Annotated in this window: 13 protein-coding genes; all 13 read left to right on the top strand. The window is 29.1% G+C overall.

Annotation, left to right across the window (positions count from 1 at the left end; all coding sequences use genetic code 11):
* Positions 1 to 274: 274 nt before the first annotated feature.
* Entirely contained in the window at positions 275 to 916 is a 642-nt protein-coding gene (locus tag KHA90_RS08950; protein WP_213298089.1) for a C40 family peptidase, read from the top strand.
* On the top strand, positions 900 to 1844 hold the full coding sequence (locus KHA90_RS08955; protein ID WP_213298092.1) for a type VI secretion system baseplate subunit TssG: 945 nt from the start codon (positions 900 to 902) through the stop codon (positions 1842 to 1844). Before KHA90_RS08950 ends, KHA90_RS08955 begins: the two co-directional genes overlap by 17 nt.
* A 2-nt stretch (positions 1845 to 1846) precedes the next feature.
* Positions 1847 to 2854 (top strand): TssN family type VI secretion system protein, encoded by a 1008-nt coding sequence (locus tag KHA90_RS08960; RefSeq protein WP_213298095.1) that lies wholly within the window; start codon positions 1847 to 1849, stop codon positions 2852 to 2854.
* Positions 2855 to 2859: 5 nt separating this feature from the next.
* Positions 2860 to 3924, top strand: coding sequence for a LysM peptidoglycan-binding domain-containing protein (locus KHA90_RS08965; RefSeq protein WP_213298098.1), 1065 nt, complete (start codon positions 2860 to 2862; stop codon positions 3922 to 3924).
* A gap of 38 nt (positions 3925 to 3962) precedes the next feature.
* Positions 3963 to 4445, top strand: a complete 483-nt coding sequence (locus KHA90_RS08970; RefSeq protein ID WP_213298101.1) for a DUF4280 domain-containing protein — start codon at positions 3963 to 3965, stop codon at positions 4443 to 4445.
* A gap of 9 nt (positions 4446 to 4454) precedes the next feature.
* On the top strand, positions 4455 to 6800 hold the full coding sequence (locus tag KHA90_RS08975; protein ID WP_213298104.1) for a glycoside hydrolase family protein: 2346 nt from the start codon (positions 4455 to 4457) through the stop codon (positions 6798 to 6800).
* A 13-nt stretch (positions 6801 to 6813) separates the two neighbouring features.
* Entirely contained in the window at positions 6814 to 7800 is a 987-nt protein-coding gene (locus KHA90_RS08980; RefSeq protein WP_213298107.1) for a hypothetical protein, read from the top strand.
* A 128-nt stretch (positions 7801 to 7928) separates the two neighbouring features.
* Entirely contained in the window at positions 7929 to 8840 is a 912-nt protein-coding gene (locus tag KHA90_RS08985) for a hypothetical protein (protein WP_213298110.1), read from the top strand.
* 443 nt (positions 8841 to 9283) lie between these two features.
* Positions 9284 to 9514 (top strand): hypothetical protein, encoded by a 231-nt coding sequence (locus tag KHA90_RS08990; RefSeq protein WP_213298113.1) that lies wholly within the window; start codon positions 9284 to 9286, stop codon positions 9512 to 9514.
* Positions 9515 to 9541: 27 nt separating this feature from the next.
* A complete protein-coding gene (locus tag KHA90_RS08995; protein WP_213298116.1) occupies positions 9542 to 11041 on the top strand; it encodes a hypothetical protein in 1500 nt (499 codons plus the stop codon).
* Complete coding sequence (locus KHA90_RS09000; RefSeq protein WP_213298119.1) at positions 11028 to 12149, top strand: SH3 domain-containing protein; 1122 nt, start codon at positions 11028 to 11030, stop codon at positions 12147 to 12149. Before KHA90_RS08995 ends, KHA90_RS09000 begins: the two co-directional genes overlap by 14 nt.
* A gap of 101 nt (positions 12150 to 12250) precedes the next feature.
* A complete protein-coding gene (locus KHA90_RS09005) occupies positions 12251 to 13414 on the top strand; it encodes a tetratricopeptide repeat protein (RefSeq protein WP_213298122.1) in 1164 nt (387 codons plus the stop codon).
* A gap of 149 nt (positions 13415 to 13563) precedes the next feature.
* Complete coding sequence (locus tag KHA90_RS09010) at positions 13564 to 14409, top strand: hypothetical protein (RefSeq protein WP_213298125.1); 846 nt, start codon at positions 13564 to 13566, stop codon at positions 14407 to 14409.
* Positions 14410 to 14487: the final 78 nt, after the last annotated feature.

Below are 14487 nucleotides of genomic sequence, written 5' to 3' on the forward strand. Positions count from 1 at the left end.
AAAAACTTTATATTATTACTATAAATTCTACAAAAAAAAATTGTATTCTTACAAAATAATTTGCTAGGTTTGCCCCAACATGATTTTAGAAAGTAAATAAAATCATAAGAAAGTAATATTAAGTTACTTAGCTAATAAAAAGGAAAATTCTTAGGTTTTTTTAAGAGTATGAAAAGGGAGAATTAATTTGTTTTTGAAGTTCCATAGGTTGAAAATTGAAATTTAATTGTTACCAAGATGTAAATATTTGGTAAAATAATAAATAATATATTTTATGAAGCAGGCAGTTTTATTATTTATGATGATGCATTTATGCATTGAATGTCATGCCCAGAAATATATTTCTCAGATTCCGTTTAAATACGATTATTCTTTAGATATGTTAAAAAAACAATCTAAGATGAAAGAAGTTGGATTGAAGAATCAATCAGTTGTAAATGATAACTCAGAAAACTTAAGTGATGATGTTTTAGCGCTTAAGGAAAAATATTCCATAGTACTGGCAGTAATGCCTAACAAAATTACCAACTACAAATTATACGCATACATAGATCCATGGCTGAATACACCTTATAAAGAAAAGAGTTTTTCTAAAAAAGGAATTGACTGCTCTTATTTTTTACAGTCTTTGTATAGCGATGTTTACAAAACCACATTGCCGAAAGATCCGGCAGGAATGTGGAAATCAAAATCCATTCAGATTTTTACGGGCAGAAGTTTTCTGACCGAAGGTGATCTTGTATTTTTTAGATATGATAAAGATCACCCTATTTCGGATGTTGGTTTGTACCTGCACAATGACAGAATTTTGGCTTGCACTGATAAAGGGCTTGCGATATATAATTTCAACGACGAATATTTTCAATTACGTTACATAGGCGCAGGACGAATCAACGAAGATGCAAAGAAAAAGTAAAAAAAGTCTGGAGGATCTGGTACTTGAAATAGAAAGTATTTCATATGATATCAGGGCCGAAGTTATCGCTAACGAACTTCTGGAGAGTAATGAAGTAGTACCTGATGAAATTACGATTTCTAATCAGGGACAATTTTCAAGAGCCTACAGAAATGATGTTTTAGGAGCAACAATTCAGGATGATAATTATGATAAGCAGGAATACCTAAACATACAATTGTCCAGAGATAGTATGTACGATGCACTTCCGGAGGGATTTGTACATAGTCTAAGTGAGAATAATGCTGATAAATCTGTGAAGCAGATGATCAGAGAACACAAACATCAGAAGAAACAGGAAGCCGAAGCACGTAATTTTTTCACACCTTTTGAAAATGAAATTTTTCACTATAAGACAAAAATAGAAAGTGTTGAAAGAGATTTTTTATACAAGTTAAACGGAAGTAAACCACTGGATTTTTTCTATGATTTCTGGGGTTTGCCACACATTTATCCGGCAATATTGGTGTCTAAGTTCATTCAGCTTTTACCATATTCGTACAAAATTGTTGGAGATATTGATTTGGCTTGTCGTTGTTTGTCAAGTATTATAGAAGAAAAAGTAAGTTTTACAAGTACGAGTTCTAAGGAATTTAGCGATGAAGGCGAGGAAATCAGGTTAGGAGAAAATAGATTGGGCGTAGATTTTATAAGTGGAAATAATTACATGGATTATTCTATGAATCTTACCATCGAAATAGGCCCCATAAAGAATAAACCATTTGGTGATTATGTCAATGATGGAGAGATAAAAATATTTATAGATTGTTTTTGCGAACATTTCTTCCCGATGGAAGTAGAGGTAAAAATAGTTTTAGTAATGAATCAGGAAACTGAAGAATTTAATTTTAATAAACAGCCTGTTTTAGGGTACACAACAAGAATTTAGTAATGATAAAAAAGCATTTAGGAGCACTTATTGACGTTAGGCTTATTGTATTTTTAGTAATAGTTATTGCAGTAAGTTTTATACTTACAATGGTATTTAACGATAAAGTAAAGGATTTTGTGAGCAAGTATAAAAGAAAATTTTATATCTATGTTTTTTCGTTTGTACTTATATATGCTTTGGTCGCTTTTTTAGGATATAACAAATTATTTACAGAACTGTCTGATGAATTTCTTTTTTATCAAATAGCCTCTTTATTATTCGGTATTTTAAATGTTTATCTATATCGATTTTATCTTGAGGAATTTTATAAAAGAGGAGATGTTGGTATTGAATTGCTGTTATCTTTTTTGATTACATTGTATTCAAGTGTTTTGTTTATAATTATTTATACAGCATTAAACGGGATTACTCTGACTTTCCTGATGTGTTCTCATTTTTTAGTTTTTATGGTACCAACAGGTGTATATGCAGTATTCAATTACATGATGCAAATTCCGCCAAGAACTTTTGTTACCTGGACACCTAAAAAAGGTTATGCGCCAATAGAAAGTTATGAAATGGAGGATATTTTATTGATAACCCTTTTGATAAGAAAAGAAGAAAGCGATGAGGAATACGCTTCAATTAGAGCTCAGGCTCCTCTGAAGGTCGATTTTGGACGTTTATTTTATCTTGCTCTCAAAGGCTATAATAAATACACTCCAAATTACGAAATAGAAATGGAGCAGCCTAGTGGCGAAAATTACAATTGGGTTTTCTTTTTACAGCCTAAATGGTATCAAAGAGCAAGATATGTTGATGCAGCCTATTATGTAGGACTAAACGGAATTACAGAGAACTCGGTAATTATTTGTCAAAGGGTAATTAAAAAAAATGAAAAGCCTAATAATAAGAAGAAAAAAGTTGATGAAAAGGTGTTTAGTATCGAAACATTAAATGAAGGATCTGAGCAGGAAAGTAAAGCTGATTCAATAGAAGGTGGAGAAGTTAAGAAGGTAATAAAATAACGAATATGGATGATTTGAATAGTAATTCCGGAAAAGAATATTCTCTTTATGAAATTCAAAAAGGCGATACCCTTGAAAGCATAGCCGAAAAATTAGGAGTAGATTTTGATGATTTGAGGCAATATCATAATTCCAGAAGCAAAATAGAAGATTGCCTTGCAGGTGATCTGCGAAGTCATTTAAAATTTTTAATTATTCCTAATAAAAAAGAAAAACAAAAAGTTGAAGAACAAAAAGTTAAACCAGTTCTTTTTTTTAGCAGAGATTTTATTTTGCCTTTTCGCCCCGTGGGAGTGAACAAAAAATACGAGGTTTTGTACACTATTGAGAATGGCGACAAAAAAGAGGTTGTAAAACAGCAGTTTAGTGTAAAAAGATTAAAACCAGATACAAATCAGGACGACTATCATTTTTTTGAGATTGATAGAATCTCGAAAGTACATATAAATGGAGAAATAGCAGATACGGTTGCCTATAAAGTAGCAGAAAAAACGGGAGAGATTTTATATCCTTTGAGAGTTATTGTAGATAAAAGCGGGAAATGGGTTGATATAAACAGTTATTATAAAATAAAAGACCGATGGGAAATTCAAAAAGAAGAAATTGAAGATTCTTATGATGGTAAAGTATTTGAGACCTTGGTAAAAGAGATAGAGGGAACTATACATGATAATAATACTTTGTTGGGATCTATTTCTGGTAACTGGTTTTTAAGAGCTTTTTTTAACGGTATACATATAGCATATACTGATAAATTCGTGATCGAAAAGAAAGTGTATTTTCCTGCTATTGCCGAAATTGATGATTTGGGATTTTTAATAACACAAAAAGTGAATCCTTACTTAGATGAGTTAAACCGAATAATAGTAACCCAAAGTGGAGATTTGGATGAAGAACAAGTAGAGGGTAATTATGAGGCAAACTATTTTTTAAATCCTAACAATTATATGATTGAGCGATTAGATTTAGAGTGTAGTGTTATTGATATGGAACGAAAAATTACTGTTAAGATTACAAATTTAGACAAAGATAAAATAGAAGTAGATTCAGGAATATCATTGTTAGTGTAGCAAGAAAGCGTTTTTTAGAAGTTAAAAAAGGATAAGCCATGAGCGAAAAACATGTAGTAGTACAAGGAGCGACCCTAAAATGTAAGTTTAGTGTAGAGCCTAAAACCGATATATTAAAGGTAAAAACGCATAGTAAGCATTATGCTAATGACAAAGAGGCCGATAAGAAGGCTATAGCTACCGATAAAGAAATTGGACAAACACTAGAGAAAAATACCTTTGGTAAATGCAAAATGCAGCCTAACGGAAGTGGAGATTACCTGCCTTGTCAAGCTACAATTACCAAATGGACAGGTTTTTATGAAAAAATAACCTTAAGCAACAAAGGAAAAATACTGGTAGAAGATAGCAAAGCAACCTGCCCAATAGGAGGACCGGATTGTATAGAAGTCGATAAACACGGACAAAAAGCCGAAGTAGCCAAACAACACATAGAGAAAGCAAATCCTGATGTGTTAAAACAAATAAACCCATTATTGGACCCAAAGAGTTTAGACGATAATAATTCTGATTATAATTAAAAAAATAAAATGGCAGATTTAAAAATATCAGGAAATCCAAATCCCATAGTGGGGCAGGCAGAAAAGTATTCTATTGAGGGAGTACTTGGAAATTCATCTTTGGAGCAAGCTATACTTTCTCAAAAACACTCCACAAGCCCATTTGATAATCAAATAAAATGGACAGTACATATATTAGAAAAAGGAACTTGGCGTAAAGCCATATCTCCGGATAATGATAAAACAGGGGCGACAGTTACTTATACCTTTTTCCAGCAGAGTCTTACCAGAGATGGTATACGATTAAAAGTAGAAGCAAACGGAAAGAGTGCCACTATAGACATTAAAACACAAAAAGCGCCCGATGCCAAAATTGTAAAAGTAGAATTGCTAAACGATAAGTTTCAAAAACCAACCAAACCTTTTGCTTACGGCGATAGTATCATTGCTAGTGTGCATTGTGTAAAAATGGAAATGTTGCCTGTAAAAGTGACGCTTTGGGAAGATGATATGCCAAAAGCAGGACATAATGCAGCCAATAGTAAAGTACAATACGGAAAAGGAAACGTATTGAATGGCAGAGTTTATGTAAAGTTTTTTTTAGGACCTAATGCAGCAAAAATAGCCAATTTAAAAGTTGCACCAGGCAAAGAGGCAGAAGGTGAAGGCGAAATGCATGAATATTATGTAACGGCGGAGATTTTTGAGAAAAACCCAACCAGAATTGCAAGTGCCAATACCAATGTAAAAAATCCGGATTATAAACCAGAGGCTAAAAAACAAACACCTGCTCAACAAAAAGGGCCATCTAAAAAAGAAGAAAAAGGAATCTTTGATTCTGCCGGCGATGTTTTGCATGATTATTATGAAACTTCAGTAAGTGTTCTTAATGAAATTGGAGAAAATATCAGAGAAAAAATTAACAGTTTAATGACTGTTGACATGGGGGGAAAAAAGGAGGAGAACGTGGCAAGTTGTGGTGAAAAATATTGTATTAAGAAAGATGATAGTAGTGAATTAATACGTGAAATAAATATTCGATTAGCAGGTTTTGGAGGTAATGTACCAACTGACAAATTTACTGATAGGACTGAAAAAATGATTAAACAATTTCAACGTGATTATATGAAAGTTCCCGAAACGGGAAAAGTTTGCGGAAATGTTTTGAGGTCCATTGATGAATTTAGCAATAAATGGGTGGAAAAAATATCTGATTATACATGTTTATGTAAAAATGTGCACTCTATAACAGATAAGTGCTCTGGTTTTGGTAAAGGAAGATATAATGGTGAATATTCATCATCTCGAAAAATTGAACGTTATCATAAATATGAAAGACCTGGAATACATCGATCTTTATTATGGGGTACGAGTGCTTTACAATTTTATTTGAGTCAACAAAATGTTTACAAATATTTATGGAAAACAGCTGGTTACAGATGTTGGGATCACAATCGTTCTGTTCCTAGACAAAGTACGAATCATATGGGAAAAGCTGTTGATATTCAATTTAGTAAAAATGGGCATAACATTCTAGGCTCTGTACGATCAAACTTACCTTTGTTACATGAAATATTTGACAAATTTTATAAAAAGTATTTGCAAGCGAAGTATCAATGGATCGATGGTAAAAACAATTTCTCAATTGAACCGATTGGTATTGGGGAAGGCCTTACAAATAGTTGGATTCATTTAGATGTTCGGGAGTTCGATAATGAGTACTTAGACGATAAATATTTTGTCAAAACGCAAGAAAAAGTTTTGAATGGATCTATCGTTGAATTAGCAAAAAAACTTGGTTTTTTAAATACTTGTATGTGTAATTCTGGTGCAAATAATTCTGGAACGAAACCAAAAGAAGATGCTAAAAATGATAAACGGATTGATCCTAAAAAGTTGAAAGCTTCTTCGAAAATTAAGTTATTTATAAAAGATTGGGAAGATTTCAAACCAAATCTATATAATGATGATTCTGAGGATCATCACTGTACAATTGGTTATGGACATTTGGTGCACTTAGGACCTTGTAATGGATCTGAACCTCAAGAATTTAAAAACGGTATATCAAAAGCGAGAGCTTTAGAATTATTCGATTTAAGAATTGTTGATTTTGAAAGGGCAGTTCAACGTGACGTAACAGTACCGTTATATCAATATGAGTTTGATGCTTTAATAAGCTTTTTATTTAATTGTGGAGAAAACTTTTTTGTAAAAAAGAAAGCACCAAAACTTCATAGAAATCTTTTAAATAAAGAATATGAAGCTGCTGCTAAGGAGTTTTTGGATGTTACAAGTGGTGGTTTAGGAGGTCTTGTAAAAAGGAGAAAAGCTGAAAATAATATGTTTTTAAATAATATATACGACTCAAAACATTAATAAAAATAAAACAATGAAAAGAATATTAGGCATTACATTTTTAGCTTTACTGTTTATAAACTGTAAGGAAAATAAAAAACAATCAGATAATAATAAAGATTTAGATAGTCTAAGTACAGAATTAGTTAAAGATTCATTAAATGAATCTGTTGCAGGTACCAAAAAAGTAATATCAAATAATGATAACAACTCTGCAGATTATTGGATTTTTTATAAAATTTCTGAATCTTCAATTTCAGGTACTGCAACAAAAACAAAAACTGAAATAGCAGATCAATTTAAAAATATAAAAATTTCAATTGATGATAAAAAACTGAAAGTTGATGGTATATGTACGTTTGAATATTATAAAAGCAATAAAACTCCAGTTAAATATTATGAAAGTAGTAAGACAGCGAAATCATACGAGTCTATTTTCTTAAAAAATGGTATAAAACTTGGAAATGAAATTACTGTTTATCAATCAATGTATCCAGATAAGGTTTGTGAACTCCCTTGGGATGAAGTACTAATTATCGATAATGTTATAGTAGTTGTTTATGATGATTATTTAGTTTTCTTTAAAAAGGGGAATAATATCAATGAAGGTGATTGTTACATACAAACAAAAATTACAAATTTACCTATTACAAAAAAAATCATTAATGGTAATAATATATGGAATCAATTAGATTGTACTGTAGCAAATTTAGAAAGTAAAGATTATCTAAGATTACCTGATATCAAAGAGATTAAAGTTTTTATTATTGGTAATTTTAATTATGATGATTTTACTTATACTTTAATTACATTAAAAAATAATAAAGTCATCTCTAAAAAGGATATTGGCTTTGTTAAAGAAAGTACTGAAAATACAGTTTCTGAATTTACTGAATTTGAAATTGATAAGGATTATGTTTTTAGTTTAAATACTAAAAGTAAAAAAGGAGATGATTTTAAAACCATAAAGTTAGAGAAGTTTAAGATAAATGATGATGGATTAATTGAAGTTGCCAAATAAATCCTTTACAAAAAAAATGCATTGTAGTAGTAAAGTATTAAGCTCCTTGACATATTGAAAAGAAAAGCCTCAGCTGGCAAGATCGGGATGCTCTTGCTAGCTAGAGGAATTTTATAAAAAATAATGATATGAAATATTTGAAATTAGTAATTATTTGCTGTTTAACACTGTTTATTTCTTTTTGTAAAAAAGATGAGAAAAAAACAACTAGTTTAATAAAAAAAGATTTAGTACAGATAAGCATTACAGATACATTGATCAACGGTATAGACTCATCAAAAATTGTTGATTTAAAAAAGAATAAAGAAAAAATTATTGAAATTTTTTTTAGAAGTCTTGATAAGGATTGTATAAAGCCTTTAATAAATTTTAATAGAGTAAAGAATTTTAAAGAAAAAATTGAGGTAAAAAAATATGTAAATTTTTATATTAATAATGATGAATATCAATCTTATCTAATATCATTTTTTTATGAAAATGATGAACTATATAGATCAATATTGTTAACGAATTCTATTTTAGATGATGGATTATTAATATATGAAAAAGTTTTAGATGAAGGAGAATATTTAAGAACTTCAAAAATTAATAAAAATTTTATCACAAATTCAATTTTTAAAATAGAACATTTTAATTACGATAAAAAAGGGAATATTTCAAAAGAACTCGTTAAGAATGATTCATTACTTGTAATTAAAAATAATTATTTAATACAAGAAAATTACTTTTTAGAATATTTTAATGAAACTAATTTAAGTTTTAATAAAGAATGGGGAGATAAAGAAATCATCTATACGAAGGATGGGATTGATTCTTCTTATGTCTATTTATATGAAATGAAAGGAAAAATTAAAGATCATTTAAAAGTTGGAAATTGGGAAGAAAGAAGATATATCAGCGAATATGATAAATCTGTTTGGCTTAGCGGGAAATATGTGAAGGGGTTTAAAAATGGAGAATGGAGCTATTCTCCAGATGGACCTGTTGATAAAATTGAAGTTTATAGTATGGGAAAAATGATAAAAACATATTATCCCTAGTCGCTTTTAAACTTGTTGAAAAATCTCTTTGTAAAATCTTACAACTTTATTGAGGCTAATATAAATAAAGAGAAATTGAAAAGTGTATTGTTGACACCAGAACAAAGTCTAAAGAATTTGTAAAGTTTGGGTAATAAAGGTCCTTGACATATTGAAAAGAAAAGCCCCAGCTATCAAGAGTGGGATACTCTTAATAGCTGGAGGAATTTTAATTTGTCATTTTATCTTTTTTTGTAAATGCGAGAAAACGAATCGTCATAAATATGAAGTACCACTTTTTATATGAAAATGTAAATAAGTAAAGATTTAAAAGTTATAAAAGATATTGGAATACCTACGAAGTCGGGAGACTTCGCAGAGTTTACGTAAAGTTTTTTTTAGGACCTAATGCAGCAAAAATAGCCAATTTAAAAGTTGCACCAGGCAAAGAGGCAGAAGGTGAAATGCATGAATATTATGTAACTGCGGAGATTTTTGAGAAAAACCCAACCAGAATTGCAAGTGCCAATACCAATGTAAAAAATCCGGATTATAAACCAGAGGCTAAAAAACAAACACCTGCCCAACAAAAAGGTCCCTCTAAAAAAGAAGAAAAAGGAATTTTTGATTCTGCCAGCGATGTTTTGCATGATTATTATGAAACATCAGTAAGCGTTCTTAATGAAATTGGATAAAATATCAGAGAAAAAATTAGCAGTTTAATGACTGTTGATATGGGGAGTAAAAAAGATGATGAGGATGAGAAAAAAGGTACTTGCCCGAATTGTGATAAACCTGTAACTGCTGAAGAACTTAAAAAAATATTTACTCAAGCTGATGATGCGACCTTGAAAAAAGCTGCAGATACTTACACTAAATATATGAAAGATTTAGGAATGGATACTTGCTGGAATAAAGCTCACTTTTTTGCACAAGCTATTGTAGAAGGAGGTAAATCATTAGAGTTAAAGACTGGGGAGGGAATGAATTTTGCAGTACAAGCCTTGCCAGATACTTTTTCTGCATTTAGTAAAACAGGAAAACGTTATGGTCCACCAAATGAATTAGCATTCAAATATGGAAGAATTGATAAAAATAACATTAAAACTCTTGAAAAAAATTATGACAAGCCAAATCTTAAATATCAAAATGCTGATAAGGAAATGATAGCAAACACAGCTTATAGCAATAGAAAAGAATTAGGAAATAAAGGAGGTAGTGATGGTTGGAATTTTAGGGGAAGAGGATTAATACAAATAACTGGTAGGGAGATTTATACATTTTGCAACTCATTTATACAGAAATACGAGAAAATTGATATTTTATCTAATTCACATTTAGTTGGTGAACGTATAGATTTAGCTGTTTTTACATCAATGATTTTCTTTTTGTGGAAAAAAATAAATAAAAAAGCAAATAAAACAAGAGATGTAAAAAATGATATTTGCCCTTTAGTTGGAAATAATGTAGATATTAAGGATAAGAATAATAAAAAAATATCTACAAACTATGATGAAAAGCAGAAATATTTTAATGATAGTACATCTAAAATATTTAAAATTGATGAATGTAGATGGGGGACGAAAGAAACTGCACCTAAGTCTAAAGTAGTTGGTAAGTACGCAATATATGATAATAATTATGTTGCAGACAATAAAACAGCATACATTAATATTATAGTTCCTTCAAATAGAAAAAAGGAGGGATTATTAGTCTTTTTCGATGATTCAGGTATTTTGTTCAAGTGCTATGCATTGGGATTGGGAACTGGAGGAGAAGATAGATATACTAATGGAGGTTTTGGAAATGTACCAAATGGTTTATGGAATGCCGGATTAGAATTAAAAACTGCTAACGTAGGTGTATCTTTCGGTAATCATGGGGTAATAAGACTTTCTCCTAAAGCTGGAGATGCGTTAAAAGCTTCTTCTAGATCTGGAATATTAATACATTGCGGACATACAATTGGTGATGGAAAAACTGGTTTAACAGATAATGGAGCACTTATGGTAACTCATGGTTGTATTAGAGTTTATACTGCAGATATGCCAGAAATAACTAAACATTTTTCAAATTGTTTAAGTTCAAATAAAAAAGTTATTGTATACGTAGAAGAGGTTAATCCTAACAATTTAAATCAATTATTTACAGATTATGAAACTATTGCAGATCCTAAAGATTCAAATACTAATAGAAAAAATAAAAAAAATGATGCTCAGTAAATATACTTATATTTTATTGATTTTATTAAATATATCATGCCAAGGTCAGGATAATAAGAAAAACAACATAGAAAAAAAAGAAATAGAAATGTTTACAAGTGTTTTAAATAAATCGAATTATAAAAATACCAAAGAAAATTTTGAGAATGTTAATAAAGATATTATCGGTATCGATGCTAGTGATTTGAAGGAAGGCTATAACGATATTAATATTCTTGATGAATCTATAGATTATCAAATATCAAAAGAGGGTAGATATATCAAAATAGGATCAGATATTTTGCCAGATATTGATAACATTAAAGAAGATAAGCTTATAAGCTATCCATATATGAAGTCACTTATCAATTTAAATAAAATTCTTTATTTAAACGATGTACCTTCTATTTTAGGAACTAGCCAAAAAGATATTGATTTGGCAAGAGATATAGTTGTATTATTTAATTACGAAAAAAATGAATCTTTTCTAAAAAAAGTTTCTGATAATATAGGTGATTGGGATGATTTTTCAAATAATTTCAAATTGTCAATAGTCTTTTATAATAAAGATCATGCTATTAGGAAAAAAGTTCTGAAATACTTGTCAAAAAATCAGGAACTTATATATCACATAACTTTTTATTTGGAAGATAAAAGAAAGGATATAATTAAAGTGAATAAATTATCAACAGAAAATATTGATGAGGCAATTGCATATCTTTTAAATCTTGGTCTTAATGGTAAATCAAATGCTGACATAGATACTGATAATGATATGTCATACAGGCTTTTGAATAATATTCTGATTGCTCACCCTAAAATAGTTATGTCTTTTGAAAAAAACGATTACTACAGGCATGAGGATTTGAGGTTTTTTGTAAAAGTATTTCATACTATGCAGGAAAATAATGACAAACTTTCAGATGCTAAAATATATTATATTCAAGATCCAGATGGATTTACCAATTTAAGGAAAGATAAAAACGGTACTTCAGATATAATTCAAAAAATTAAATCTGGTGAAAAAATAGATGTATTAGATGACTCAGGTAATTGGTGGTTTATACAAACTAAATCAGGTAATAAAGGATATGTTTACAAAACCAAGATAAAAACGGGGAATAGTTAGAAAAACAGATAAGCTCCTTGACATATTGAAAAGAAAAGCCTCAGCTAGCAAGAGCGGGATGCTCTTGTTAGCTGGAGGAATTTTATAAAAAAAAAATAAAAATGAGAAAGTTAGTATTTATTTTAATAATATTTAGCATAATGCTATCATGTAAATCACAAGATAGTAAAGACAATTACATAGGTACATGGTTAGAAGTTCAACAAAAAAATAACGAATTCGTGCTTGTAGATTGTGGTTATGATGGAGAAAGTTTGAAAACTTCTAATAATTCAATTCTTGAAAAAGGAATTATGGAAGATGTAGATATGAAAATCGACCATATAAAAGAAGATGAGGAGGGAATTACATTATTTACTGATAAATTAGAAAAGACATATTATAAATTTCTTTGGATTGATAAAGAAAAGGGAATATCTAAGTGGGAAATTAAATACAGTGAATCTTCTAAAGTAGTGAAGTATTTTGTAAATGCACTAAACGCTAATAGTATAAAAAAAATACAAGGAACAAAAGCAGATTGTATTTCAAAAGAAGATGTTGGAGATATTATCAATGATTCTCTAGTTATTGATGGAGGCAATAACATTATTTTAGTAGAAGATGATAATTGTATATCATTAAAAAATAAGAAAGGGAATCTGATTTTCGAAAGATGTTTTGATAATAGTATTGTTAAAATTAGACATACAGGTGGGAGAGGAATACCATTGACTATAATAAATGGTCAAAATTCAATGGATGTTGATTTTTTAAGTAAAGGAAATGAATGGATTTCTACTTCGATCACATATTACAAAACTAGATCAAATAGAGAAGAGAAGAACAGTAAAGAAATAATTATATCTCTCAAAGAATTTGATTTTAATAATGTTGTAGAGCAATTTGTCGATGTAAGTAGTAAAAAACTGACTTCTCTTGATGATATTAAAAATAAAGAAAAGTTGAAAGAAATGGATATTTACAAGATTTCAGATATATTAAAAGCTAATCCAATTTCTAATGAAAATATTACTTTATATAATGATGCTGCTTTTAATTTAATTGAAATGGAAAATTTTAATGAAGCAAGAATAATACTTCTTGATATAGTTAATTTTTCTCCTGATCGAGTTGTTGCATATTTAAATTTGGGTGATGCTCAATGGGGATTTGATGAAAATGAAGATGCTAAGAAATCTTACCAGAAGTATATTTCGCTAATGAAATCAGAAGGGAAAGATCTAAATAAAATACCTAAAAGAGTTTACGAAAGAATTAAATAAAAGTCAAAGTTTTAAGCCTTTTTAGAAAGGAATTTAATATAAAAATACCAATACAATAAGTTCATTGACGTATTGAAAAGAAAAGCCCCAGTTAGCAGGAGCGGGATGCTCTTGTTAGCTGGAGGAATTTTATAAAAAATAATAATATCATGAAAAAATTAATTGTAGGACTTCTGATAATTTCTGCATTTGTGTTTAATTCCTGTAATTCCAAAACTAAAAAAGAAGACCATGAATTTGTGAAAGTTGAATCTGGAAATTGTTTTTTGGATGAAGCCGAGAATAAAATTATTAGTTTAAAAGAGGTAGAGCTTAAAGCAAAATTTATTGATTCTTTATCAAATCATAAAAGTGGTATTTCTTTGATATCAGATAGTTTAGATATTGATGGAATAAGTTATTATGAAATAAAAGCAGGTTATAATACAAAAATAAGATTTGAAAATTATTACACTTTTTATATTGAAAAAGGAAATTGCGAAAACATAAAAATATTTGAACCTATAGAAGGTGTGGTGATTTCACTTTTAAAATGGAGAAAAATACAAAATGACACGAAAAATCCTAATTTAATATTAGAAAATGGACAATTAAAAAAAATAGCTTTGCCATTTAGTTTTTATGAATATTTCAAAAGTGAATATTCGGAAGAAAAATATCACTCGTATACTGCAACTAAAAATCTTATAGATTTTTTAATTTCTAAAGATTATGAAGGTGAAAATTATAAATGTTTTATCATTCCTTCAAAAAAGGATTATTTAAATATTGTCGTGTCAATTTCAAGAGGAGATTCAGAGTATTATGTATTAGTAACATCTAAAGAAAGTAAAATATTAAATTTTATTGAAATTGGTTGTATTGGAGGAGAAGATATAATAACTTTTAAAATTCTAAAAGATTTGTCGGTTGAAAAGTTTAAAGGTAATCAGGAAGTCGGGGTACCTTTTGAAAAATATCAAATTAATGATGAGGGAATAATAGTTAAGTTGTAAAAACATCTGTTTACTTATGATTTCAGTATATAATTAAGAAAAAAGTTTATAAATTATTTTCTACTAGTATAGCGATAA

Source organism: Flavobacterium psychroterrae (assembly GCF_018380615.1).
Classification (GTDB): Bacteria; Bacteroidota; Bacteroidia; order Flavobacteriales; family Flavobacteriaceae; genus Flavobacterium; species Flavobacterium psychroterrae.